22 protein-coding genes are annotated in these 24,069 nt (G+C 68.5%); 8 read left to right on the top strand and 14 right to left on the bottom strand.

Annotated features, from left to right (window positions below):
- The first annotated feature begins 16 nt into the window (after positions 1 to 16).
- Positions 17 to 1,123 carry an NAD(P)/FAD-dependent oxidoreductase gene (locus J8I82_RS10765; protein WP_209757131.1) on the top strand — a complete coding sequence of 369 codons (1,107 nt, stop codon included), beginning with the start codon at positions 17 to 19 and terminating at the stop codon, positions 1,121 to 1,123.
- Here J8I82_RS10765 and J8I82_RS10760 read toward each other — a convergent pair.
- From J8I82_RS10760 to J8I82_RS10740, 5 genes are all read right to left on the bottom strand, one after another.
- Entirely contained in the window at positions 1,045 to 2,316 is a 1,272-nt protein-coding gene (locus J8I82_RS10760) for an MFS transporter (protein WP_209757129.1), read from the bottom strand. The genes J8I82_RS10765 and J8I82_RS10760 overlap by 79 nt on opposite strands.
- 1 nt (position 2,317) lies before the next feature.
- The gene (gene aroC / locus J8I82_RS10755; protein WP_209757127.1) at positions 2,318 to 3,436 is read right to left on the bottom strand and encodes a chorismate synthase; all 1,119 of its coding nucleotides are present in this window, start codon (positions 3,434 to 3,436) and stop codon (positions 2,318 to 2,320) included.
- Between the two features lie 74 nt (positions 3,437 to 3,510).
- Positions 3,511 to 4,233 (bottom strand): glutathione S-transferase C-terminal domain-containing protein, encoded by a 723-nt coding sequence (locus tag J8I82_RS10750; protein ID WP_209757125.1) that lies wholly within the window; start codon positions 4,231 to 4,233, stop codon positions 3,511 to 3,513.
- Between the two features lie 32 nt (positions 4,234 to 4,265).
- Positions 4,266 to 6,164 carry an MFS transporter gene (locus J8I82_RS10745; RefSeq protein ID WP_209757123.1) on the bottom strand — a complete coding sequence of 633 codons (1,899 nt, stop codon included), beginning with the start codon at positions 6,162 to 6,164 and terminating at the stop codon, positions 4,266 to 4,268.
- A 182-nt stretch (positions 6,165 to 6,346) separates the two neighbouring features.
- A complete protein-coding gene (locus J8I82_RS10740; protein WP_133097465.1) occupies positions 6,347 to 6,790 on the bottom strand; it encodes a CBS domain-containing protein in 444 nt (147 codons plus the stop codon).
- 237 nt (positions 6,791 to 7,027) lie between these two features.
- Between J8I82_RS10740 and J8I82_RS10735 the strand changes: the two genes are divergently transcribed.
- The 3 genes from J8I82_RS10735 (at position 7,028) to J8I82_RS10725 (ending at position 9,576) form a co-directional block, all read left to right on the top strand.
- On the top strand, positions 7,028 to 8,335 hold the full coding sequence (locus J8I82_RS10735; RefSeq protein ID WP_209757121.1) for an O-acetylhomoserine aminocarboxypropyltransferase: 1,308 nt from the start codon (positions 7,028 to 7,030) through the stop codon (positions 8,333 to 8,335).
- On the top strand, positions 8,335 to 9,159 hold the full coding sequence (locus tag J8I82_RS10730; RefSeq protein ID WP_209757119.1) for an alpha/beta fold hydrolase: 825 nt from the start codon (positions 8,335 to 8,337) through the stop codon (positions 9,157 to 9,159). The genes J8I82_RS10735 and J8I82_RS10730 overlap by 1 nt, the downstream gene beginning before the upstream one ends.
- A gap of 99 nt (positions 9,160 to 9,258) precedes the next feature.
- Positions 9,259 to 9,576 (top strand): Mpo1-like protein, encoded by a 318-nt coding sequence (locus J8I82_RS10725; RefSeq protein WP_209757117.1) that lies wholly within the window; start codon positions 9,259 to 9,261, stop codon positions 9,574 to 9,576.
- Positions 9,577 to 9,603: 27 nt separating this feature from the next.
- Here the strand turns inward: J8I82_RS10725 and J8I82_RS10720 are convergent, their stop codons facing one another.
- The gene (locus tag J8I82_RS10720; RefSeq protein ID WP_209757115.1) at positions 9,604 to 10,944 is read right to left on the bottom strand and encodes a YihY family inner membrane protein; all 1,341 of its coding nucleotides are present in this window, start codon (positions 10,942 to 10,944) and stop codon (positions 9,604 to 9,606) included.
- A gap of 185 nt (positions 10,945 to 11,129) precedes the next feature.
- Here J8I82_RS10720 and wrbA point away from each other — a divergent pair, with 185 nt between their 5' ends.
- The 3 genes from wrbA to J8I82_RS10705 are packed head-to-tail and all read left to right on the top strand — an operon-like array spanning position 11,130 to position 13,586.
- The gene (gene wrbA, locus J8I82_RS10715) at positions 11,130 to 11,732 is read left to right on the top strand and encodes an NAD(P)H:quinone oxidoreductase (RefSeq protein ID WP_209757113.1); all 603 of its coding nucleotides are present in this window, start codon (positions 11,130 to 11,132) and stop codon (positions 11,730 to 11,732) included.
- Complete coding sequence (locus J8I82_RS10710; RefSeq protein WP_209757111.1) at positions 11,729 to 12,136, top strand: DUF2069 domain-containing protein; 408 nt, start codon at positions 11,729 to 11,731, stop codon at positions 12,134 to 12,136. Before wrbA ends, J8I82_RS10710 begins: the two co-directional genes overlap by 4 nt.
- 31 nt (positions 12,137 to 12,167) lie before the next feature.
- Complete coding sequence (locus J8I82_RS10705) at positions 12,168 to 13,586, top strand: FAD-binding oxidoreductase (RefSeq protein WP_209757109.1); 1,419 nt, start codon at positions 12,168 to 12,170, stop codon at positions 13,584 to 13,586.
- 6 nt (positions 13,587 to 13,592) lie between these two features.
- Here J8I82_RS10705 and J8I82_RS10700 read toward each other — a convergent pair whose 3' ends face one another.
- From J8I82_RS10700 to J8I82_RS10665, 8 genes are all read right to left on the bottom strand, one after another.
- Positions 13,593 to 14,459, bottom strand: a complete 867-nt coding sequence (locus tag J8I82_RS10700; RefSeq protein WP_209757107.1) for an N-formylglutamate amidohydrolase — start codon at positions 14,457 to 14,459, stop codon at positions 13,593 to 13,595.
- Positions 14,460 to 14,461: 2 nt separating this feature from the next.
- A complete protein-coding gene (locus J8I82_RS10695) occupies positions 14,462 to 15,502 on the bottom strand; it encodes a porin (protein WP_209757106.1) in 1,041 nt (346 codons plus the stop codon).
- Positions 15,503 to 15,667: 165 nt separating this feature from the next.
- Positions 15,668 to 16,627, bottom strand: a complete 960-nt coding sequence (locus J8I82_RS10690; RefSeq protein WP_209757104.1) for an ABC transporter ATP-binding protein — start codon at positions 16,625 to 16,627, stop codon at positions 15,668 to 15,670.
- Positions 16,624 to 17,592 (bottom strand): ABC transporter ATP-binding protein, encoded by a 969-nt coding sequence (locus tag J8I82_RS10685; RefSeq protein ID WP_209757102.1) that lies wholly within the window; start codon positions 17,590 to 17,592, stop codon positions 16,624 to 16,626. Before J8I82_RS10685 ends, J8I82_RS10690 begins: the two co-directional genes overlap by 4 nt.
- Before the next feature lie 15 nt (positions 17,593 to 17,607).
- Positions 17,608 to 18,567, bottom strand: coding sequence for an ABC transporter permease (locus J8I82_RS10680; protein WP_209757100.1), 960 nt, complete (start codon positions 18,565 to 18,567; stop codon positions 17,608 to 17,610).
- A 50-nt stretch (positions 18,568 to 18,617) separates the two neighbouring features.
- Complete coding sequence (locus J8I82_RS10675) at positions 18,618 to 19,589, bottom strand: ABC transporter permease (protein WP_209757098.1); 972 nt, start codon at positions 19,587 to 19,589, stop codon at positions 18,618 to 18,620.
- Between the two features lie 28 nt (positions 19,590 to 19,617).
- The gene (locus tag J8I82_RS10670) at positions 19,618 to 21,252 is read right to left on the bottom strand and encodes an ABC transporter substrate-binding protein (RefSeq protein ID WP_209757096.1); all 1,635 of its coding nucleotides are present in this window, start codon (positions 21,250 to 21,252) and stop codon (positions 19,618 to 19,620) included.
- 150 nt (positions 21,253 to 21,402) lie between these two features.
- Complete coding sequence (locus J8I82_RS10665; RefSeq protein WP_209757094.1) at positions 21,403 to 22,161, bottom strand: IclR family transcriptional regulator; 759 nt, start codon at positions 22,159 to 22,161, stop codon at positions 21,403 to 21,405.
- Between the two features lie 202 nt (positions 22,162 to 22,363).
- On the opposite strand from J8I82_RS10665, the gene J8I82_RS10660 reads away from it, so the two are divergent.
- Positions 22,364 to 23,917: a long-chain-fatty-acid--CoA ligase gene (locus J8I82_RS10660; protein ID WP_209757092.1), complete on the top strand. Its 1,554-nt coding sequence runs from the start codon at positions 22,364 to 22,366 to the stop codon at positions 23,915 to 23,917.
- Positions 23,918 to 24,069 lie beyond the last annotated feature (152 nt).

The raw sequence follows: 24,069 nt of genomic DNA, 5'->3' as shown, positions 1-24,069 counted from the left end.
CAACAAGGAAACGAGCATGGAAAAGGTGGACTGCGTCGTCATCGGCGCCGGTGTCGTAGGACTGGCAGCCGCGCGCGCCCTTGCGCTGCAGGGCCGCGAGGTGATCATCCTGGAAGCGGAGAACGCCTTCGGCACCATCACCAGCGCGCGCAACAGCGAAGTCATCCACGCCGGCATCTACTATCCCGCCGGTTCGCTGAAGGCAGAGTTATGTGTACGCGGCAAGGCCATGCTGTACGACTACTGCGCCACGCACCACGTGGCGCACCAGCGCTGCGGCAAGCTGATCGTCGCTACCAGCGCGGCGCAGGTGGCCACGCTCGACGGCATCCGCGCCAAGGCGGCGGCCAACGGCGTTGACGACTTGCGGCTGCTCTCGCGTGACGAAGCGCAGGCGCTGGAGCCGCAGCTGCAATGCCATGCCGCGCTGCTGTCGCCCTCCACCGGCATCGTTGACAGCCACGGCCTCATGACCGCGCTGCTGGGGGATGCCGAGAACGCGGGGGCGATGCTGGCGGTGCAGTCGCCGGTGCTGGGCGGCGCGATCACGGCGGACGGGATCCGGCTGGAAGTAGGCAGCGAGGATGGCGGCGCCACCACGCTGCTGGCGCGCACGGTGGTGAACTCGGCAGGCCTGACCGCGCCGGAACTGGCGCGCCGCCTCGAGGGCATGCCCGAGGCCCATATCCCGCCGCAGTATTACGCCAAGGGCTGCTATTTCACGCTGGCCGGGCGCGCGCCGTTCACACGGCTGATCTACCCGGTGCCCGAAGCCGCCGGCCTGGGCGTGCACCTGACGCTGGACCTCGGCGGCCAGGCGCGCTTCGGCCCTAACGTGCGCTGGATCGACGATATCGAGTACAGCGTCGACCCGGCCGATGCCGACAGTTTCTATGACGAGGTACGCCGCTACTGGCCGGGACTGGCCGACGGCGCGCTGCAGCCGGGCTATGCCGGCATTCGCCCCAAGATCAGCGGCCCGCACGAGCTGGCGGCGGACTTCCGCATCGACGGCCCCGCCGTGCACGGCGTGCCGGGGCTGCTTCACCTGTTCGGTATCGAGTCGCCGGGGCTGACCTCGTCACTGGCGATCGCCGAGCGCGTCTGCGCCGCGCTGGCCTGAGTCGCATCGCCGCCTGCGCGGAAGCTCATCGCCGCGCAGAAGGCGCCGGCCGCCGCGGCCACGGCGGCCAGCCCGAAGGTGTGTTCGGGCGCCAGCGCATTCCAGGTCCAGCCCATCACCAGCCCGCCCAGCGTGCCGCCGACGCCGTAGGAAATGCCGGTGTACAGCGCCTGCCCGCGCCCCTGCAACGGGCCGGCGAACCACGCCTGCAGCCGCTTCAGGCTGGCACTGTGGTGCGCGGCGAAGGTGGCCGCGTGCAACACCTGCACCAGCGCCATCAGCCAGGCAAACTGCGCGAAGTAGCCGGTCAGGCCAAAGCGGACGGCCGCCAGCACGAATGTGCCCGCCAGGATGGTTCGCAGCGCGAAGCGCGCGAACAACAGGCCCTGGTAGTAGAAGAAGACGATCTCCGCGACCACGCCAATGGTCCACATCACGCCGATGGCGAACTTGCTGTAGCCAAGCTTCTCCAGCCACAGCGAATAGAACACGTACAGCGCGGCGTGCGCGAACATCATCAGGAAGGCCGACGCCAGGAACCACGCCACGTCCGGCCGGCGCAGCAGCGGCAATGCCCGCGGCGCGGGCAGGCGCGGCCCGTCATCGGCGGCATCGCGCATGGTCAGCACCACGCCCGCCAGAATCGCCAGCAGGCCGCTGGCCACCCACGGGAAGGCGCGCATGCCGACCGCCTCGAACAGCGCGCCGCCGGCCAGCACCGCGCCGATAAAGCCGACCGAGCCGAACATGCGGATGCGGCCATAGCTATGGTCGAAGGCGCCGTGGCGGCGCAGCGTGGAGATCGTGAGGGCATCGCCCAGCGGCGACATCGCGCTGGTGAGCAGGCTCAGCGTCAGCATCATCGCCATCATGCCGCCGTAGCTGCCCACGCCGGGCAGCATCAGGAACGCCAGCAGCGAGGTGAACGCGCTCACGCGCAGGATGCGCACGCGCGTGTGCATCACATCGGACAGCCAGCCCCACAGGTAGGGCCCGACGATGCGGCTGACCTGGAAGCTGGCCATCAGCACGCCGATCTGCACCGGATCGAAACCGCGATCGGCGAAATACAGGCTCACGTACGGCGAGATGACGCCGACGTAGCCGTAGTAGCCGAGATAGAAGAGCCCGAAGCGGGCATAGTCCGGGCGAGCGGCGCCCGCTGCGCCGCCAGCCTCAGGAAAGGTGGTCAACTCAGCGCGTTGGCCGGCCTGCGCCGGCCTGCGCCGGAATATGCGGCGTGTCGGTCTTGACGTCGCCGCACTGCGCGCGGTGGCGCAGCGCGTGGTCCATCAGCACCAGCGCCAGCATGGCCTCGGCGATCGGCGTGGCGCGGATGCCGACGCACGGGTCGTGGCGGCCGAAGGTCTCGACCGTGGCGGCGTTGCCGGCCTTGTCGATCGACTCGCGCGGCGTGCGGATCGAGGACGTCGGCTTGATCGCCAGCGACACGGTGACGTCCTGCCCGGTGGAAATGCCACCGAGCACACCGCCGGCATTGTTGGTGCGGAAGCCCTCGGCGGTCAGCTCGTCGCCATGGACACTGCCGCGTTGCGACACGCTGTCGAAGCCGGCGCCGATCTCCACGCCCTTGACCGCGTTGATGCCCATCATCGCATGCGCGATGTCGGCGTCGAGGCGGTCGAACAATGGCTCGCCCAGCCCGACCGGCACGTTGCTGGCCACCACCTCGATGCGCGCGCCGACCGAATCGCCGTCGCGGCGCAGCGCGTCCATATAGGTTTCCAGCTCGGGAATGATGTCGGCGTTGGGCGCGAAGAACGGGTTTTCGGGCACATGCGACCAGTCGGCGAACGGCACCGCGATCTCGCCCAGTTGCGACATGTAGCCCCGGATCTCGGTGCCGTACTGCTCGCGCAGCCATTTCTTGGCCACCGCCGCCGCTGCCACCACCGGCGCTGTCAGGCGCGCCGACGAGCGGCCGCCGCCGCGATAGTCGCGGATACCGTACTTCTGCCAGTAGGTGTAGTCGGCATGGCCCGGGCGGAAGGTCTCGACGATATTGCCGTAGTCCTTGCTGCGCTGGTCGGTATTGCGGATCAGCAGGCAGATCGGCGTGCCGGTGGTCTTGCCCTCGAACACGCCGGACAGGATCTCGACCTGGTCGGGTTCCTTGCGTTGGGTGACGTGGCGCGAGGTGCCCGGCTTGCGGCGGTCCAGGTCGCCCTGGATATCGGCCTCGCTCAGCGCCATGCCCGGCGGGCAGCCATCCACCACCGCGCCGATGGCGGGGCCGTGCGATTCGCCGAAGGTGGTGACAGTGAAGAGCAGGCCAAGGGTGTTGCCGGACATGATGGAAACCGCACAGGAATTGGGGACGGCCTCCATTGTAAGGCCATTGCCCGCCCGCGGGCGGCCCGGCTGGCTCAGGCTGCCGCGGTTTCCGGTGCGAATCCGGGGTAGAACTCCGCCCGCATCCGGTCCATATAGGCGACGAGGTTGGCATGCCCTTCCGCCGCGGTGCGGATCGGCGTGTCGAACGTGGGGCACAGCAGGCTGCCGGCAAAGGCGAACAGCGTGGCGTCGGCGCCGCATGGCTTGTCGCCCATCAGGTAGCGCTTGTCGCCCAGGATATCGGCGATCGAGGCCACGCCCTTGCTGGCCAGCGCCACCAGTTCTTCCTCGCTGTGCCGGCCCAGGCCCTGCCCCCACAGCGTCTTCCTGACCTTGTAGCGCACCAGCCGCTCGGCCAGGCCGCGCACCGGCGCCGGCACGCCGCGGAAGAACTGCGCCGGCCCTTTGTCGAAATTGGCCTGGTCGAGCCACCGCACCCGCGCCACCGCCCAGTACAGGTGATCTTCCATCAGCTTCTCGGCGGCCCAGGCGATGCCGCGCTCGGCCGGGCTCAGGCCGGCGTCGAAGTCGATGTGGTAGGTCTTCTCGATATGCCAGCGGATCATGGTCGAGTCCGCCACGATCCGGCCCATGTCGTCCAGGTACGGCAGCTTGCCCTTGGGCGCGCGCCGCAGGCTGCCGGGGCGGGCGTGGTACGGAAGGCCGGCAAGCTTGAGCAGCATCTCGGCCTTGGTGACAAACGGGCTGGCGTCAGGCAGCCCGAAGGCCGGACCGAAGGTATAGAGCGTGATCATCGTGGGTCGGGTCCGCTTAGGGAAACATGCGTTCAGCGCCAGTCGCCGCGCAGCGTCTGCACCATCTGCTGCAGCCCCTCGGGCGTGGCCGTCTCCGGCGGCACCGGCTCGCCCACCACCAGTTCCAGCCGGTTCAGGATGCCGCGGCGGAACGGCCGCGACATCGCCGGCGCGTCCTTGCGCGAGAAGAAGCTGCCCCACAGCCCTCGCAACGCCATCGGCACCACCGGCACCGGCGTGCGGCGGATGATCTGCTGCACGCCCTGGCGGAACGGGTTGATCTCGCCGGTGGCGGTGATCTTGCCCTCCGGGAAGATGCAGACCAGGTCCCCTTCCTGCAGTGCCTGCGCCACGCTGTCATAGGCGCGCCTGAGCATCTCCGGGTTTTCGTGGGCGGGCGCAATCGGGATCGCGCGGGCCTGGCGGAAGAACCACGACAGCAGCGGCACGCCGAAGATGCGGTAGTCCATGACGAAGCGCACCGGACGCGGGCTGCATGCCATCAGCACCACCGCATCGGCAAAGCTGACATGGTTGCAGACCAGCACGGCGGGCCCGTCGGCGGGAATGCGCTCGGCGTTCACGCGGCGCAGCCGGTACAACGTATGCACCAGGATCCAGGCGATAAAGCGCAGCAGGAATTCCGGCACCAGCGAGTAGATATAGACCGCCACCACCGCATTGAGCAGCCCCACCACCAGGTACAGCTGCGGAATGCTGTAGCCGGCCATCGCCATCGCCACGCCCAGCAGCGACGCTGCGATCATGAAGAAGCTGTTCAGGATATTGTTGGCGGCGATGATGCGCGCGCGGTGGGTGGGCGCGCTGCGGCTCTGGATCAGCGCGTACAGCGGCACGCTGTAGAAGCCCCCGAACATCGCCAGCAGGAACAGGTCGGCCAGCACGCGCCAGTGCCGCGCCTCGGCCAGGAAGCCGCCGATGCCGGTCAGCGCGGCCGGCGGCTGCCCGTGGCTGGCAAAGTACAGGTCGATGGCGAACACCGTCATGCCGATCGAGCCGAACGGCACCAGCCCTACCTCGACATGGCGCCCGGACAGCCGCTCGCACAGCAGCGAGCCGGTACCGATGCCCAGCGAGAACACCGCCAGCAGCAGCGTGACCACGTTCTGGTCGCCGCCCAGCACGTCCTTGGCATAGCTGAAGAAGGAGGTCAGGAAGGTCGCGCCGAGGAACCACAGCCACGAGATCCCGAGCAGGCTCTGGAATACCGTGCGGTTGCCGTGCGCCAGCACCAGGTTGCGCCAGGTCTCGGAAAACGGGTTCCAGTTGATGCGCAGTTCAGGCTGGGGCGCCGGCGACACCGGGATCCGGCCCGACACCACGCGCCCGGCCACGGCGATCGCCACGCACACGGCGCCGACGTACAGCGGCCCCACCACCGTGCCGCCCTGCTGCAGTCCCGCCAGCTCGCCACCGACCAGCGTGCCGATCAGGATCGCGACGAAGGTGCCCATCTCGACCAGCCCGTTGCCGCCGACCAGCTCGCTTTCATCCAGGTGCTGCGGCAGGTAGGCAAATTTGACCGGCCCGAACAGCGTCGAATGCAGCCCCATCAGGAAGGTGCCGGCGTAGAGCAGCGGCGCGCTATGCCAGGCAAAGCCGGCCAGGCCCAGCACCATGATGGCGATTTCCAGCGACTTCACCAGCCGGATCAGGCGCGACTTCTCGATCTTGTCGGCGACCTGCCCGCTGGTGGCGGAGAACAGCACGAACGGCGCGATAAAGATGGCCGAGATCAGGAAGGCGGCGCTGCGCGCGTCCACGCCCTCGAACAGCGCCGTGTGGTAGGTCACCAGCGAGGTGAAGGCGACCTTGAAGACGTTGTCGTTCATCGCGCCCAGGAACTGGGTCCAGAAGAACGGGGCGAAGCGGCGCGCGCCGAGCAGTCGGAACTGGCTGTGTTGGCTCATGGATGACCGGTCGGCCTGCTAGGGCCGCCGCGGAAATGGATACGCCGGCAAGTTTGCCGGAGCCGGAAACCGGCCGCCATCATGCCACCACCACGCGGCCGCGCAGCGCCAGTCGCAACAATTTTCCGAAGGGACCTACAGGATGGGCTGCCCGCCGGCCGGGGCCGGCGCAGGCCGGGCGTTCAGGCCCGCTCTTCCGGCCAGTCGCGGATATAGGCCTTGAGCATCTTGTTCTCGAAGCTCTGGTCCTCGACCACCGCCTTGGCAACGTCGTAGAAGGAAATCACCCCCATCAGCGTGCGGTTGTCGAGCACCGGCAGGTAGCGGGTGTGACGCTCAAGCATCATCCGGCGGACTTCGTTCACGTCGGTTTCCATGGTGCAGGTCAGCGGCGCATCGTCCATCACCTTGCGGATGCTGCTGGTGCCGAGGGTGCCGCCGTTGCGGGCCAGGGTCTCGATGATCTCGCGGAAAGTCAGCATCCCGACCAGGTCGCCGTATTCCATCACCACCAGCGAGCCGATGTCGCGCTCTGCCATGGTGTTGACTGCGAGCAGCAAGGAGGTGTCAGGCGTCACGGTGTAGAGCGTATTGCCCTTGATCTGCAGGATGTCGCTGACTTTCATGTTGGTCTCCGCTGCCTTGTACTGAGCTGTGCTGATTTGCGCCGAACGCATCGCGGGGGCGATGCCGGTCGCTTCGTTATCTGTTCCGGGATGTGCGGGCAGAGATGCCCGTGCGACCGATCCTAGCCCAAACCAGCCGGCAAAGTAAAGCAGGAGGCCGGTTTGCGGGTGATCGGCCAGCGTGGGCGTGCGCACGATGCTACGATGCTGGCCGGAGACAACCACACCCGACCGACCATGTCCGGAACCCGCTTCGATACGCTGGCGCTGCACGCCGGCGCCGCGCCCGACCCCGCCACCGGGGCGCGCGCGACCCCCATCCACCTGACCACCTCCTTCGTGTTCCGCGACAGCGAGCACGCGGCGTCGCTGTTCAACATGGAGCGAGCGGGCCACGTCTATTCGCGCATCTCCAACCCGACCGTGGCCGTGCTGGAAGAGCGCATCGCCGCGCTGGAGAACGGCGCCGGCGCGATCGCCACCGCCTCGGGCCAGGCCGCGCTGCACCTCGCCGTGGCCACGCTGATGGGCGCAGGCTCGCACGTGGTGGCCTCGTCGGCGCTGTACGGCGGCTCGCACAACCTGCTGCACTACACGCTGCGCCGCTTCGGCATCGAGACCACCTTCGTCAAGGCGCGCGACATCGACGCCTGGCGCGCCGCGATCCGCCCCAACACCAGGCTGCTGTTCGGCGAGACGCTGGGCAATCCGGGCCTGGACGTGCTCGACATCCCCACGCTGGCGCAGCTCGGCCAGGACCACGGCATCCCGCTGCTGGTCGATTCGACCTTCACCACGCCCTACCTGATGCGGCCGTTCGATCTCGGCGCGGGCCTGCTCTACCACTCGGCCACCAAGTTCCTGGGCGGCCATGGCACCACCATCGGCGGCGTGCTGGTGGAAGGCGGGACGTTCGACTTCGAGAAGTCGGGCCGCTTCCCGGAGCTGTCAGAGCCGTACGAAGGCTTCCACAACATGGTGTTCACCGAGGAAAGCACGGTGGCGCCCTTCCTGCTGCGCGCGCGCCGCGAAGGCCTGCGCGACTTCGGCGCCTGCATGAACCCGATGGCTGCGTGGCAGCTGCTGCAGGGCGTGGAGACGCTGCCGCTGCGCATGAGCCGCCATGTCGACAACACCCGCAAGGTGGTGCAGTTCCTGGCCTCGAACCCGATGGTGGAATCGGTGTCCTACCCCGAGCTGGAATCGCACCCCGACTACGAGCTGGCCAAGCGCCTGCTGCCGCGCGGCTGCGGCGCGGTGTTCAGCTTCAATCTGAAGGGCAACCGCCTGGCGGGCCAGCGCTTTATCGAAAGCATGTCGCTGTTCTCGCACCTCGCCAATGTCGGCGATGCGCGGTCGCTGGTGATCCACCCGGCGTCGACCACGCACTTCCGCATGGACGCGGCGGCGCTGCAGTCAGCCGGTATCGCCGAAGGCACGATCCGCCTGTCGATCGGCCTGGAAGATCCCGACGACCTGATCGACGACCTCAAGCGCGGCCTGAAGGCCGCCGAGAAGACCATGAGCAAGGGAGGCCAGGCCTGATGGAACTGAACGTTGCGGGCCAGACGGCCTACGCCTATACCGGCGGCAAACCCTTCGATTCCGCCCTGCCCTGCGCCGTATTCGTCCATGGCGCGCAGAACGACCACAGCGTGTGGGCGCTGCAGACGCGCTGGTTCGCCAACCACGGCTTCTCGGTGCTGGCGGTGGACCTGCCCGGCCACAACCGCAGCCAGGGCACGCCGCTGGCCACCGTCGAGGCAATGGCCGACTGGGTGATGGCGCTGGTGGCCGCCACCGGCGTCAAGGCGCCGGCCTTCGTGTTCGGGCACAGCATGGGTTCGCTGATCGCGCTGGAATGCGCGGCGCGGCATCCGCAGGCGGTGCGCGGCATCGCCCTGCTGGCCACGGCCTATCCGATGAAGGTTTCCGATGCGCTGCTCGATGCCTCGCTGAACCGCGAGAGCGAGGCCATCGCCATGGTCAACGCCTGGTCGCATTCGAGCCTGGCCAACAAGCCCTCGTCGCCGGGTCCCGGTGCCTGGATGCACGGCGGCAGCCAGCGGCTGATGGAGCGCGTGTCGCGCAACAACCCCCAGGCACACGTGTTCCACAACGACTTCTCCGCCTGCAATGCCTATGCGCACGGCGAGCAAGCCGCCGCCGCGGCGGCCTGCCCGGCGCTGTTCATCACCGGCAGCAAGGACATGATGACCTCGCCCAAGGCGGCGCAGGCGCTGGCCGGCAAGATGGCAAAGGCGAGCATGGTATCGGTGCCATGCGGGCATGCGCTGATGGGCGAGCGCCCGGACGAAGTGCTGGACGCGCTGGCGGGCTTTGCGCGCAAGGTGGTGGCGGCCGGCTGATGGTGCGCCGGATGGCTGGCCGGCCACGCCGGCGGCCATCCTCCCTGCAGGGGCATGGAAGGTCTACACTGCGCAAAACGAGACCTGCCGGAGACAGCCATGGCCCACGCCCGCGCGCGCGAGTTCGAGAACTTCGCGGCCTTCTACCCCTACTACCTGAGCGAGCACCAGGACCGCACCTGTCGGCGGCTGCATTTCATCGGCTCGACCGTGGCCCTGCTATGCCTCGTCGCGCTGGTAGTGACCGGCAATGCATGGTGGCTGCTCGGCGCCGTCGTCGCCGGCTATGCCTTCGCCTGGGTCGGCCATTTCGGCTTCGAGAAAAACCGGCCGGCGACCTTCCGCCATCCGCTCTACAGCCTGATGGGCGACTGGGTCATGTACACCGATATCTGGCGCGGAAAGATTCCGTTCTGAGCGCGAGCGCCGTGCCCTTGCCGGGCTTCACACCTGCCCGTGCCAGCCCGGTGGCACCACTTCCAATGTGCGCCGCTGCGGCGCGGCGTCGCCGGTTGCGGGCGGCAGGCCGGATGGCTGCTGGTTGAAGACCGCCTCCAGTGTCTGGTCCAGCAACGGATTGTGCAGCACCGACCTGAGCGACTCGGCGCCACGGAGTTGCTGCGCCAGCGCCGTGCGCGGCAGCCGCGGCAGGTTCAGCACCAGCCGGTCGTGCAGCATGCGCAGCGTCACCTGCGACGGATCGCACAGCAAGGCCCAGTGGGCCTGCCCGCGCTCCTGCTGTAGCCGTCCCACCAGGTGCATGGCCTTCAGCTTGCCGAGCAGCCCGGCCAGGTAATCCGCTTCCACGCGCAGCTTGCGGCCCAGGTCCAGTTCGCCCACGCTGCGCGGCACCTCGTCGCGGGCGCGGTAGAGCAGCAGCAGCACACCCAGCGCGTCGAAGAACTCGCTGCCGGCAAAGGTGCGGCGGCGCCAGTAGCCCTGCCGGATGACCGGCAGGTTGGCGGCGATGGTGGCGCCCAGCAGCGTCACCAGCCAGCTAAGGTAGATCCACAGCAGGAAGATCGGCAGCGCCGCAAAGGTGCCGTAGACCGCCGTATAGGCCGGGATATGCGTGATGAAATAGCCGAAGCCGCGCTTGGCGAACTCGAACGCGATCGCGGCCACCAGGCCGGCGACGATGGCATCGCGCCACTCGACGTAGGCGTTGGGCACAGCGGTGTACAGGAAGGCAAAGGCCAGCGCCGACAGCAGCACCGGCGTCGCACTGACCAGCAGGCCGATCCCCACCGGCATGGTGCCGACGTAGCCCGCCGAGATCGAGATCAGGTACGAGCTGATCGACAGGCTCGCACCGATCAGCACCGGGCCGAAGGTCAGCACCGCCCAGAACACCAGCACACGCTGCGCCAGCGGCCGCCGCTGCTTGACGCGCCAGATCGCGTTGAGCGCGTCCTCCACCGTCAGCATGGTCAGCACCGACGTCACCATCAGTCCGCCCAGGCCCATCGCCGTCAGCCCGCGCGCGCTCTTGGCGAACTGGCCGATGTAGCGCGAGATCGATTCGCTGACGTTGCCGGGAATCAGGTTCTGGAACAGGAACGCCTCGATGGCATTGCGGAAGTCGCGGAACACCGGGAACGCGGCCAGCAGCGCGAACGCGACCGTCAGCACCGGCACCACGGCCAGCACGGTGGTAAATGTCAGGCTCGCGGACACCTGCGGCAGCCGGTCCTCGCCAGCGCGGCGCGCGACATAGCGCGCCAGTGCGCGGACCTTCTGCAGGTTCCATTCCCTGCGCAGACGGGCGGCGCGGGTACCAAGCATGCGTCAGCAATCTCCTGGATAGATGGGTCGGTTTGAACGATGGCAGCGGCCGGCAAGCGGACGGGCAACTGCCGGGATGCGGAAGCGGCGCTTCGCGGGGGAGCGCGCGCGGGGGCACCTCTATAATACGCGCATTGCCTGCGGCACCCGCCGCCCCCTTCCGGCAGCGCCGGCCATTCCGCTCCATGACCGACATCCTCGTCCTGTATTACAGCCGCCACGGCAGCACCCGCAAACTCGCCGAACTGATCGCCCACGGCATCGACAGCGTCCCCGGCGCCCAGGCACGCCTGCGCACGGTGCCGCCGGTCTCGACCGTGTGCGAGGCCACCGCCCCCGACATCCCCGCCGACGGCCCGCCCTATGCCGAGCTGCGCGACCTGGAGGAGTGCGCGGGGCTGGCGCTGGGCAGCCCTACGCGCTTCGGCAACATGGCCGCGCCGGTCAAATATTTCCTGGACGGCACCGTGGCCCAGTGGCTGTCGGGCGCGCTGACCGGCAAGCCCGCCTGCGTGTTCACCGCCACCGGCAGCCTGCACGGCGGCCAGGAAACCACGCTGCTGTCGATGATGCTGCCGCTGCTGCACCACGGCATGCTCATCATGGGCCTGCCCTATTCCGAGAAGGGCCTGATGACGACCACCTCGGGCGGCACACCGTACGGCCCCAGCCACCATGCCTATGTCGACAACCGCGGCCCCGTCACCGACGACGAGTCGGCGCTGGCGATGGCCATGGGCCGGCGCCTGGCGCAAACCGCGCTGCGCCTGTCAGGAGCACACGCATGAACGCGCCCGCAGACAGCGACAGCGCGCTGCACAGCCCCTGGCTGCACCGGATCAGCGCGGGCAGCCTGGTGGCGCTGATGGTGCTGTGCATTGCCTGGGAATGGTTCCTGGCACCGCTGCGTCCCGGCGGCTCGTGGCTGATCATCAAGTTCCTGCCGCTGCTGCTGCCGCTGCGCGGCGTGCTGACGCGCAACCGCTACACCATGCAGTGGTCATCGATGCTGATCCTGCTGTTCTTCACCGAGGGCATCGTGCGCGCCACCAGCGACCGCGGCTTCTCGGCGACGCTGGCCTGGGTGGAGGTGGCGCTGACGCTGGTGTTCTTCGCCAGCACCATCCTGTACCTGCGGCCGTACAAGCGCCGCGCCCGTGCGGCCGCCAAGGCAGCGCCGCAAGAGCGCTGAGCCGGCGCCCCCACGAATCGATTCCCCGCCCATGACCTCGTCCCAAGATTCCTTCCTCGCCCTGTGCCGCGCCGCGCTGGGCCCGCAGCACGTGCTGACCGGGGCTGCCGACAAGGCCCCCTACCTGACCGACTGGCGCAAGCGCTATTGCGGCGAGGCGCTGGCCGTGCTGCGCCCCGGCACCACCGAAGAAGTCGCGGCCGCGGTCCATGCCTGCCATGCGCACAAGGTGGCGGTGGTGCCGCAGGGCGGCAATACCGGCCTGTGCGGCGGCGCCACGCCGGCGGCCGGGCGCGATGCGGTGGTACTGTCGCTGCAGCGGCTCAACCGCATCCGCCAGGTCGATCCGCTCAACAACACCATCACCGTCGAAGCCGGCATGGTGCTCCAGCACCTGCAGGAGGTGGCGCGCGAGCACGGCCGGCTGTTTCCGCTGAGCCTGGCGGCCGAGGGCAGCTGCACCATCGGCGGCAACCTGTCGACCAATGCCGGCGGCACCGCGGTGCTGCGCTACGGCAATACGCGCGAGCTGTGCCTGGGGCTGGAGGTGGTGACGCCGACGGGCGACACCTGGCATGGCCTGCGCGGCCTGCGCAAGGACAATACCGGTTACGACCTGCGCGACCTGTATATCGGCGCCGAAGGCACGCTCGGCATCATTACCGCCGCCGTGATGAAGCTGTTTCCGCTGCCGCGCGCCTCGGTCACCGCGCTGGCCGCGGTGCAGAGCCCGCGTGCCGCGCTGGCGCTGCTGGCGATCGCGCAGTCGCATGCGGGTGCGATGCTGACCGGCTTCGAGCTGATGTCGGCGCGCTGCATGGCGCTGGTGACGCAGCACTACCCCCAGCTGCGCTACCCGTTCGCCGACATCCACCCGCAGCTGGTGCTGATGGAGCTATCCGACAGCGAGGGCGAAGCCCACGCGCGCGCCATCTTCGAAACGCTGATGAACGCCGCCTTCGACGCCGGCGTGGTGCTTGACGCCGTGGTGGCCGAATCGGTGCAGCAGTCGCGCGACTTCTGGAACCTGCGCGAGCATATCCCGCTGGCGCAGGTCGAGGACGGCAAGAACATCAAGCACGATATCGCCGTGCCGGTCTCGCGCGTGGCGGATTTCATCGAGACCACCGACGCGCTGCTGCAGAACGCCCTCCCCGGCGCGCGCATGGTGACCTTCGGCCACCTTGGCGACGGCAACCTGCATTACAACGTGTCGCCGCCGGAAGGCATCGACCATGACGCCTTCCTTGCCAACCAGGACCAGGTCAACCGCATCGTGCACCACAGCGTGCGCTCGCACTGCGGCTCGATCTCGGCCGAGCATGGCGTGGGCCAGCTCAAGCGCGAGGCACTGCAGCACTACAAGAGCGAGGTCGAGCTGGCGCTGATGCGTGCGATCAAGGGCGCGCTGGACCCGCTGGGACTGATGAACCCGGGCAAGGTGCTCTGAGCCCGCTCATGCGCCGCGCGCCAGCTCCGCGCGGATATGCTCGGCCACGCGCTCGAGCAGCTGGTCGAGGTGGCCGCGCAGGCGGGCAAACCCTTCATGCTGCACGAAGCGTGCCTCGTCCAGGTACAGCGCGCGGTTGATCTCTATCTGCAGGCTGTAGCGCCCGCGCGCCGGGTCCGAATACGCCGTCACCAGTTCCGCGCCCTTGTACGGCCAGTTGATGCCGACATGGTAGCCAAAGCCGCGCAGGCATTGGCCGACCAGCTCGATAAACGCTTCCGCGCACGTGGTGCCGTCGCGGTTGCTGATGACAAAGTCAGGCCGCTCCGAGCCGTCGTCCACGTTCATGGCATTGCCGCGCGACTTCATCGAATGGCAGTCGATATGCCACACCGCACCGAAGCGCGCATGGTGCGCCGCCATCGCGCGGGCAAGTGCGGCATGGTAGGGATCGTAGTAGGCCTTCAGCAGATGCTCGGCCATGGCAGGCGACAGCGGCGCACCGTAGACCGGCACGCCCGGCAGCGCCAGCCGGCGCAGCACGCCCATGCCGCGGCGGGCCTTGTCGCTGGGCCGTAGCGCGAACGGCAGGGCGCCGTCGACCAGCGCCGGGTCGATATCGTCGCGGGCGCGGTTCACGTCCACCAGCCAGCGCGGGAATTCCGCGCACAGCAGCGTGCCGCCCACGGCCGGCGCGTGCGCGAACAGCCTGTCGACATAGGCGTCCCAGCCTGTCAGCAGGGCTTCGGGCGGGGCCGCCAGCGGCAGCGCGGACGGCAGACTACCGGCGCGGGCCTGCCCGCTGTGCGGAGAATCGACCACCAGCGGCAACGCCGCGCCAGCGGGTTCGGTCAGCGTATAAGGAAGCGTCATACTCAGAATTTGTGCTGGATGCCGATGCCGGCCGTGGTCACGGTATCGCCAGCCCTGTGCGAGTTCTGGTCCTCTCGGTCAAAGAAAACATAAGGCATGGTGCGCTTGCTGAGGCGGTAGCCATAGGCGGCCTGCATTTTCTTCAGCCGGCCTTGCGGGTCGCGCTGCACCGCGCGCTCCATGTAATTGATGGTGAGGCTGTGCGCACCGTATGGCACGGTGAAGCCAACCAGCCAGTACGGCACGTCGGTGCGCGTGGTGGCGGTGCCGACGTAGCGGTCGCGCCCGTAGATCCCGTACACGTTGACCACGGTGAAGTCATAGGACGCCACCACCTGCACCTTGTCGCGGAAGTCGTTGGCGAGCAGCCCGCCGGTCTTGGCATCGCGCGCATAGCCGAGGCCCGCCCCGAACTTGCCTGCCGCATAGTTCAGGCCAATGTCGTACTGGCGGAAATCGTCCTCCGCCTTCACCGGCGAGCTGGCGTTGGGCGTGGCCGGATCAGGGCCGGCCAGGTTCACGCGCGCCCGCACGGAAAGGCCGCCAAAGTCGGGCGTCACGTAGCCGAGCGCATTGGACACGCGGTTGCGCGCATTCAGCACCTTGGTGCCGATCGCGGTGGCGCCGGCATCGTGGATGGCAAAGTCGATATTCTGCGTCACCTGCGAATAGATCGGCGAACCGACGATGGTGGCGGAATCCAGCCGTCCCAGCGCAAACGCGCCAAAGCCGCCCTGCAGCCCGATGAAGGCATTGCGGAACTGCGGGTTGGTGGCCATGCCGCTGTCGGCGGAAAAGCCCTGCTCCAGGCCGAATGCGGCACGCAGTCCACCGCCGAGGTCTTCGCTGCCGCGCATGCCCCAGCGCGAGGCGTTGTCGACCATCTGCGTTGCCGAGCCGCCCGGCCCCTTCTGGTATTCGATGTCGGTATCGATACGGCCGTACAGCGTCAACGATGCGTCGGCCGCGGCCGACAGCAGCGCCAGCGCGCCGCCGAGGCAGGCATGACGCAAGTGCGGCCGGTCTGCTCTGTGTTGGATCATGGCTCTTCTCCCTTCCCTGGTTGGCGTTGCATGACATCCCCCGTTGGATTTCCCGTCTCTGCCAGTTCGTTCCTGCTTGCGGACGCGAACGCTCCCCGCCGTCCCGCCTCGGCGGGAAGGCAACGCAAGGCACGGAGCGAGAGCGCGGCCGCGTGCGGCGGCTAGCTAGTCATTCAGGTGGCAGGCGGACAGGCGTCCGCCGACATCGCGCAGCACCGGTACTTCGGCCGCGCAGCGTGCGCTGGCATGTGGGCAGCGCGGATGGAAGGCGCAGCCGGTGGGCGGCGCCAGCGGGCTTGGCAACTCGCCGCGGATCGGCTGGTGGCTGGCGGCGCCACCGCCCAGCCGCGGCGCATCGGCCAGCAACGCACGGGTATAGGGATGGTTGGGCGCGCCGAAGATCGTGCGCGCATCGCCGCTCTCGACGATGCGGCCCAGGTACATGATCGCGACGCGGTCGGACATGTGCTCCACCACCGCCAGGTTGTGGCTGATAAAGACATAGGTCAGCCCATGCTCGCGCCGCAGCTGCATGAACAGGTTGATGATCTGCGCCTGCACCGAGACATCGAGCGCCGACACGGCTTCATCGCAGATCAGCAGCCGCGGGTGCAGCGCCAGCGCGCGGGCGATCGCCACGCGCTGGCGCTGGCCGCCGGAAAACTCGTGCGGATAGCGCTCGGCGTAGCTGGGGTCGAGCCCGACCTGCTGCAACAGTTCCCCGGCCAGCTCCGTCGCCCGCGCGCGGCTGACCATGCGGTGGTAGACCGCGCCCTCGGTAATGGCCTGGCCGATGCGCAGCCGCGGGTTGAGCGAAGCATAGGGATTCTGGAACACCATCTGCACCGCGCGGTGATAGCCGGCCGATGCGACATCGGCGCGCTGGCCTTCCCACGCGATCTCGCCGCCGCTCTGCGGCAGCAGCCCGGCCAGCATGCGGCCCAGCGTGGATTTGCCGCAGCCGGACTCGCCGACCACGCCCAGCACCTCGCCCTTGCGCACCTGCAGCGAGACCTCGTTGACGGCGTGCACGGCCTGCACCGGCTTGCCGGCCACGCGGCCCAGCAGGCCGGGCTTGAGCGAAAAGCGTTTCTGCAGCTGGCGGGTTTCAAGCAGCACGGTCATGCCGACTCCAATGGATAAAAACAGCGCAGCGTGCGGCCGCGCACCACGGTTGCCGCGGGCGGCTGGCCGCAGGCCTCGCGCACGCGCGGGCAGCGCGGCGCGAAGGCGCATCCCGGCGGCAGCGCTGCCAGTGCCGGCGCGGCGCCGGGAATCGCGCGCAGCGTGGCGCCGCGCATTTCGGGCGTGGGCAATGAATCGAGCAGTCCGCGCGTGTACGGATGCAACGGCCGCGCGATCAGCTCGGCCACCGGCCCCTGCTCCACCACCTTGCCCGCATACATCACGCAGACGCGGTCGACCAGGTCCTTGACCACCGCCAGGTCATGGCTGATCCAGATCGCGGCGGCGCCGGTGTCGCGCACCAGCTGCTTCATCTCGTACAGGATCTGCGCCTGGATGGTGACGTCCAGCGCCGTGGTGGGCTCGTCGGCAATGATCAGGTCGGGCTGGTTGATCAACGCGTTGGCGATCGCCACGCGCTGGCGCATGCCGCCGGACAACTCGTGCGGATAGGCGCGCATGCGCTCCCCCGGCGCCGGGATGCCAACGCGCGCCAGCGCATCGATCGCCTGCTGATGCGCCTGCGCGCGGGTGCGGCGGTGGTGCACCCGCACGGTCTCGACCAGCTGGTCGCCGACGCGCATCACCGGGTTCAGCGACATCATCGGGTCCTGGAACACCATCGCGATGCGGTCACCGCGCAGCGCCTGCCACTGGCGCGGCGAGCACGCCAGCAGCTCCTGCCCCTTGAAGCGGACCGAGCCGCCAGTGACGCGCCCGGGCGGGTCCAGCAGGTTCATCAGCGAGAACGCCGTCACTGACTTGCCCGAGCCGGACTCGCCAACGATGCCGAGGATTTCGCCTGGCTCCAGCGTGAACGAGACGTCGTCGACGGCCTTCAGTGCCTTGCGACCGTTGGCGAATGCAAAGCTGGTGCTCAGCCCGCAGACTTCCAGTAGTGCCATGTCCGTCTCCCGGCCTCAGCCTTCCAGCCGCGGGTTCAGCACGCGGCGCAGGCGGTCGCCCACCAGGTTGATCGAGCCGATCAGCAGGACCAGGGCCACGCCCGGGAAAATGCTGATCCAGTACTTGTTCGACAGCATGTATTCGAAGCCGTTGGCGATCAGCATGCCCAGCGACGGCTGCGTGCGCGGCAGGCCGATGCCGAGGAAGCTCATGGTCGCCTCCAGCGTGATGGCATGCGCGATCTGCAGCGTGCCGGTCACCACCAGCGGCGCCATGCAGTTGGGCAGGATATGGCGGAACATCACGCGCAGCGCCGGCAGCCCCTGGCCCAGCGCCGCCTCGACATACTCCTTGCGCCGCTCCACCTGCGCCGCACCGCGCACCGTGCGCGCAAAGTAGGCCCACTGCACGATCACCAGCGCCAGCAGCGTCTTGTCCACGCCCTGCCCCAGCACGGCCAGCAGGATCAGCGCCACCAGCACCGCCGGCAGGCTCAGCTGCAGGTCGACCACGCGCATGATCGCGGCATCGACCACACCGCCGAAATAAGCCGCCGCGAGGCCAACGGCGCTGCCGACCATCAGCGCAACCACCGCGCTGATCACGCCCACGCCCACGCTGATGCGGATGCCGTAGAAGATCGCGCTGACCAGGTCGCGGCCGGCGCCGTCGGTGCCGAGCCAGTAGTGCGCGTTGCCTTCATAGCCGGCGCTGCCGGGCGGCAACTCGGAATCGATCACCGATACCGAGGCCAGGTCATACGGGTTCTGCGGGCTGATGACATGGGCGAGCGCGGCCACCAGCAGCAGAGCGACGAGCAGCACCAGTGCCGCCGCCGCGACGCGGTTGGCGACGAAGCGGCGCAGCAGCGTGGGCCGCATGGAGGGCGGCGCGATGGGCAGCGGCGCGGCATGCGCCGCGGTTGCCGCCAGCGCCGGCACGGCAGTGTCAGGTTGGGATGCAGGCAGGGTCATCGGTTCTCGTTCGATTTCTATGGCTTCTGTGGGGATGGATGCAGCCGGGCTCAGCCCGCCTTGTGGCGCAGCCGCGGATCGAGCACCACGTAGAGCAGGTCGACCACCAGGTTCAGCACCACGAACAGCACCAGCGTGACCAGCAGGTAAGCCACCACCACCGGGCGGTCCAGCGCCAGCACCGAATCGATGATCAGCTTGCCCATGCCCGGCCACGAGAACACCGACTCGGTCACCACAGAGAAAGCGATCAGGTGGCCGAATTCCAGCCCGACCACGGTGACGATCGGGATCAGCACATTGGGCACCACGTGGCGCAGCACCAGCCGCGACCCGCCCACGCCCTTGGCACGCGCAAACTTGATGTACTCCTGCCCCGCCACGTCGCGCGTGCCGGCCTCGGCCAGCCGCGCCACCAGCGAGATCTTGAACAGCGACAGCGTCAGCGCCGGCAGCAGCAGGAAGCGGATGCCTTCCCAACTGGTCACCGACAGCGGCATGCCGAGCACATTGGTGACCGGACCGCGTCCGCCCGATGGCAGCCAGCCCAGGTTCACCGAGAACACCAGGATGCCGATCATGCCGACCCAGAACGTCGGCATGATCACGCCGCCCAGCGAGGCCGCCATCAGCGCGCGCGCCAGCCGGCTGTCCGGCCTGAGCCCGGCGAACACGCCCATCGGGATGCCGATGCCCAGCGACAGCAGCAGCGCGGTCACGGCCAGCTCCAGCGTGGCCGGCACGCGGCTGACGATCAGCTCGATCGCGGGACGGTTGTAGATGAAGGATTCGCCCAGGTCGCCGCGCAGCGCGCCCCGCATGAAGCGCAGGTATTGCTGCGGCACCGGCAGGTCCAGCCCGAGCGCGTGGCGCGCGTCGGCGATTTCCTGCTCGGTGGCGGTGGGGCTGACCAGCAGGTGGACCGGGTCGCCGATCAGGTTGACCGCGCAGAAGGTCAGCACCGACATCAGCCACAGCACGACGAGACTTTGCAGCAGCCGCTTCAACAGGGTTTCGAGCATAGCGATCAGGACGGAAGGCGGTGAATCGTCAGGGTTGTGCCGCAGCGGCCGCTGCCGGCGCTGCGGGGCGGATATTGGCGGCGTAGGTAAAGCCGTCAGCGCGCGGCTGCACCACCAGCCCGGCGCGGTAGGCCCAGGCGGCGCGCAGGTGGTGCAGCGGCACGATGCCGGTGTCGGCGGCCAGCATCTCGGCGGCACGGCGCTGCAACTGCTCGCGCTGCGCCGGCGCCATGGTGCGCATGGAGGTTTCGACCAGCGCGTCCAGTGCGGGATTGGCATAGCCGCTGCGGTTGTTCGCCCCCAGGCCGGCGGGCTTGTCCTGCCTGTGCGCCACCGCGACCAGCGGCTCGAGCGAATCGCCGCTGACCGCCCCGATGCCGAGCAGGAAGACGCTGAACTCAGGCTTGCCGCCCTCGCCGCCCGAGGTGGCACGGGTGATATAGACCGAGTACGGCAACGTGCGCACCTCGGTGCGGATGCCGGTGCGGGTCAGCATCTGGCCCACCGCCTCGCAGGTCTTGGCGTCGTTCAGGTAGCGGTCGCTCGGGCAATGCAGCGTCAGGCGGAAGCCGTCGGGATAGCCGGCCGCGATGAGCAGCCGGCGCACTTCCGCGGCATCGGCGCGCGGCGCGGGAACGCCCGGCGCAAAGCCGAAGAAGCCTGCCGGCACCATCTGCCCGGCGGGCACAGAATCCCCTTTGGTGACGCGCGCTGCGATCAGGTCGCGGTCGATTGCGAGGCTGATGGCCTGGCGCACGCGCACATCGCGCAGCGGGTTGACGGGCAGTGGCCGGCCGGCGGCATCCTGCACGTAGGGCGACACCGCCCGCCCCTGGTCAAGCTGCAGGTAGTTGAGCATGTACGACGTCGCCGACACCGTGCGGATGCGGCCATTGGTGCGCGCGAAGGCTTCGGCAATGCTGGCCGACGAGGCATCGATCACGTCAACCAGCCCCGACAGCAGCGCCGACGCCCGCGCCGGCTCCTTGGGGATGAACTGGAACACCACGCGCTCCCACGGCTGCGCGCCGCCCCAGTAGCCGGGGTTGCGCGCCAGCGTCAGCTGCTGGCCGTGCTCCCATGCCACCAGACGATACGGGCCGGTGCCGATGCTCGCCGGGCCATGGGCGAAGTCCGCCTCGCGCAGGCCCTGCCCCAGCCCGTGCGGCAGCATCGCCACCATGCCGATGTGTTGCGGCAGCACCGGATTAGGCGTGCGGGTGCGCACGCGCAGCGTCAGCGGGCCAGTGGCCTCGACCGTCTCGATCGACTTCAGGTAGGTGCGGAAGGTACGCGCGCCGGGCAGCTTGCGCGCGCGCTCGATCGAATAGCGCGCGTCCTCGGCGCTGAACGAGGCGCCATTACTGAACTTCACGCCGGGGCGCAGCAGGAACTCCCAGCTGTGGTCGTCCAGCTGGCGCCAGCTGGTGGCGAGCAGCGGCACCGGGCGCAAGGCGTTGTCGAGGCCGACCAGGGTTTCGTACACGTGGCCCCAGAGGTTGCGGCCAGCGGCGTCGAGCACGTGCGGATCGGCAGCGCTGACCTCGGCCTTGTAGCCGATGCGCAGGTCGGCGGCATGCGTCGGGCGGCTTGCCGCTGCAACTGCGGACAGGGCCAAGACAATCGCCAGCGTGGCATGGGGAAATCTCGTTGATCGAAACATTGTTTCATTTATCGATACGATGTATCGAAGAATAAAACATCAGCGTGAGAGCAGTAACGAGGGTTTACCCGGAAAAATAAAAAATCAGGACAAACGAAAAGCGGCGCCGAAGCGCCGCTCATAATTGAAAATTGTTACGCGATCGCGGCGTCAGCCGCCCGCATACCCCAACGCTCGCGACAGCGCAGCGGCCTCTTCCACCACCATCGCGACATGCCGGTCCAGTGCCTCGGGCGTGGTCCGGCTGGCCGGGCTGGCAATGCTCAGCGATGCCACCACCGCTCCGCCGTGGTCGCGCAACGGCGCCGCCGCCGACACCGCGTCGGCATCGCGCTCGCCCAGCGACACGGCGTGCCCGGCGGCACGGATCGCGGCAAGCTCCTCGCGCAACTGCTCGGTCGTGACGATGGTGCGCTCGGTAAAGCGCTCCAGGCTGTGCGCCGCCACGGCGTCGATCACCTCGGGCGCTGCGAACGCCAGCAGCAACTTGCCTGACGCCCCCACATGCAGTGGCCTCCGGTTGCCCACCTCGGTATGCACGCGCACCGATTGCGACGACTCGTGCCGCGCCACGCAGACCGATTCCAGCCCGTCGCGCACGCGCACGATCACGTTCTCGCCGCAGGCCGCGCCGATCGCCGCCAGCCGCGGCGCCACCACCTTGACCAGGTCGAACTGGTCGCGCGCGGCATTGCCCACCAGCAAGGCGTTGTAGCTGAGCTTGTAGACCGCGGCCGCAGGCTCGCGCGCGATCATGCCGCGATGCTCCAGCGTGGCCAGCAGGCGGAAGGCGCGCGCCTTGGTCAGCCCCGCGCGGCGGGCCAGTTCGGTCACCCCCAGCGAAGGATGCTCGGCCACCAGCATCAGCAGGCCCAGCGCCTCGTCCACCGCGTCAACGATGTATGTCATCGAGTCTTCTTACCTGTATTCAGAAATGTCCCATCGCGGATTGTAGCGGCCGGCGCCAGCAGCGGGGCCGCGCGCGCTTCCGCCCGGCAAACCCTGCCTTCGGCAGATCCGAATTCCATAATCGCCGGGCGTCGCACAATACAGCCAATCCGGCCTGACCATGCGCCGGCCCAACGTCAAGAAAGCAAGAACGGAGACAACGGTGTACCTGACCCGAACCCTGCACCGTTCGCTGCAACAGCAGCCGGACGAGATCGTCACCATCTTCCGCGGCCGGCGCCGCAGCTACCGCGAGTTCTGTGAGCGCGTCGCGCGCCTGGCCGGCGCGCTGCAGGCGCTCGGCATGCGGCCCAACGACCGCGTCGGGATCCTGGCACAGAACTCGGACCGCTACCTCGAGTTCGCCATGGCCGCGTGGTGGGGCGGTGGCGTGCTCAACCCGGTCAACGTGCGCTGGAGCGTGCCGGAGGTGGTCTATTCGCTCGATGACTGCGACACCGGCATCCTGCTGGTCGACGACCAGTTCCTGCCAATGGCCGACGGCATTCGCGCCGCGGCGCGGCGCGAGCCGGTGCTGATCCATGCCGGCGACGGCGAAGCGCCCGCCGGCATGCTGTCCTATGAGCGGATGATCGACGAGGCCTCGCCGGTGCCGGATGCGCAGCGCGGCGGCGACGACCTCGCCATCGTCATGTACACCGGCGGCACCACGGGCTTTCCCAAGGGCGTCATGCAGACCCACGGCTCGCTATGGTGCGGCACCCTGCAGCGCATGGCCGACACCCCGCCGCTGAAGGGGGGCCGCGTGCTGCATACCAACCCCTTCTTCCATATCGCCGCGATCGCGCGCGTGCTGATGCAGTTCATCGCGGGCGAGACCCACGTCATCCTGCCGTCGTTCGAAGCACGCGAGGTGCTGGAAACCATCGAGCGCGAACGCATCACCGAGCTGGGCATGGTGCCGACCACCATCCAGATGCTGATCCATCACCCCGACTTCGACAGGTGCGATCTCGGCAGCGTCCAGCGGCTGGGCTACGGCGCGTCGCCAATCAGCGCAGCAGTGCTGGAACAGGCCATGGAGAAGCTGCCCGGCGTCGAGTTTGCGCACTCGTACGGCATGACCGAATCGATGATCGTCACCACCAACCCGCCCGGCAACCATGGCAGCGCGGCGCGCGCGCAGGGGCTGCATCTGTCGGCGGGCTGCGCCGGCATCGGCATCGAGGTGAAGATCGCCGACGCCGACGGCAACGAAGTCCCCCGCGGCACCGTCGGCGAGATCCTGGTGCGCAGCGGCGGCGTCACACCCGGCTACTGGAACCGCCCCGAAGACACCGCCCGCGCGCTGCGCGACGGCTGGCTGCATACCGGCGACGGCGCGTACATGAACCAGCAGGGCTACATCTTTATCGTCGACCGCATCAAGGACATGATCGTCAGCGGCGGCGAGAACGTCTATTCGGCTGAGGTCGAGAACGTCATCGGCCGCCATCCCGCGGTGGCGATGAGCGCGGTGATCGGCGTGCCGCACGAGAAATGGGGCGAGGCCGTGCATGCCGTGGTGGTGCTGAAGGCTGGCGCGCAGGCGACGGAAGACGAGATCCGCGAGCATTGCCGGGCGCATATCGCCGGCTATAAATGCCCGAAGAGCGTGGAGTTCCGCCAGGCGCTGCCGCTGTCCGGCGCCGGCAAGATCCTCAAGCGGGACCTGCGCGCGCCGCACTGGCAAGGCAAGGCACGCGCGGTGAACTGAGCGTCGGTGGCCTCGGGGCGAATAGGCCGGACCGGCGCCGTCCTCCGGGCAGCCGTCTCAGGCCATTTTCACATCCTGCGCGGCCACGCACGCGGTGCGGCCGTGGCCGCTGAAGGTCCAGACGGTGAATGGGTCCGCCGCACTGCGATGCT

Source organism: Cupriavidus consociatus (assembly GCF_017814975.1).
Lineage (GTDB): Bacteria > Pseudomonadota > Gammaproteobacteria > Burkholderiales > Burkholderiaceae > Cupriavidus > Cupriavidus consociatus.
The sequence above is the reverse complement of the archived record's forward strand: the minus strand, read 5'-3'. Positions and strand labels throughout refer to the sequence as shown.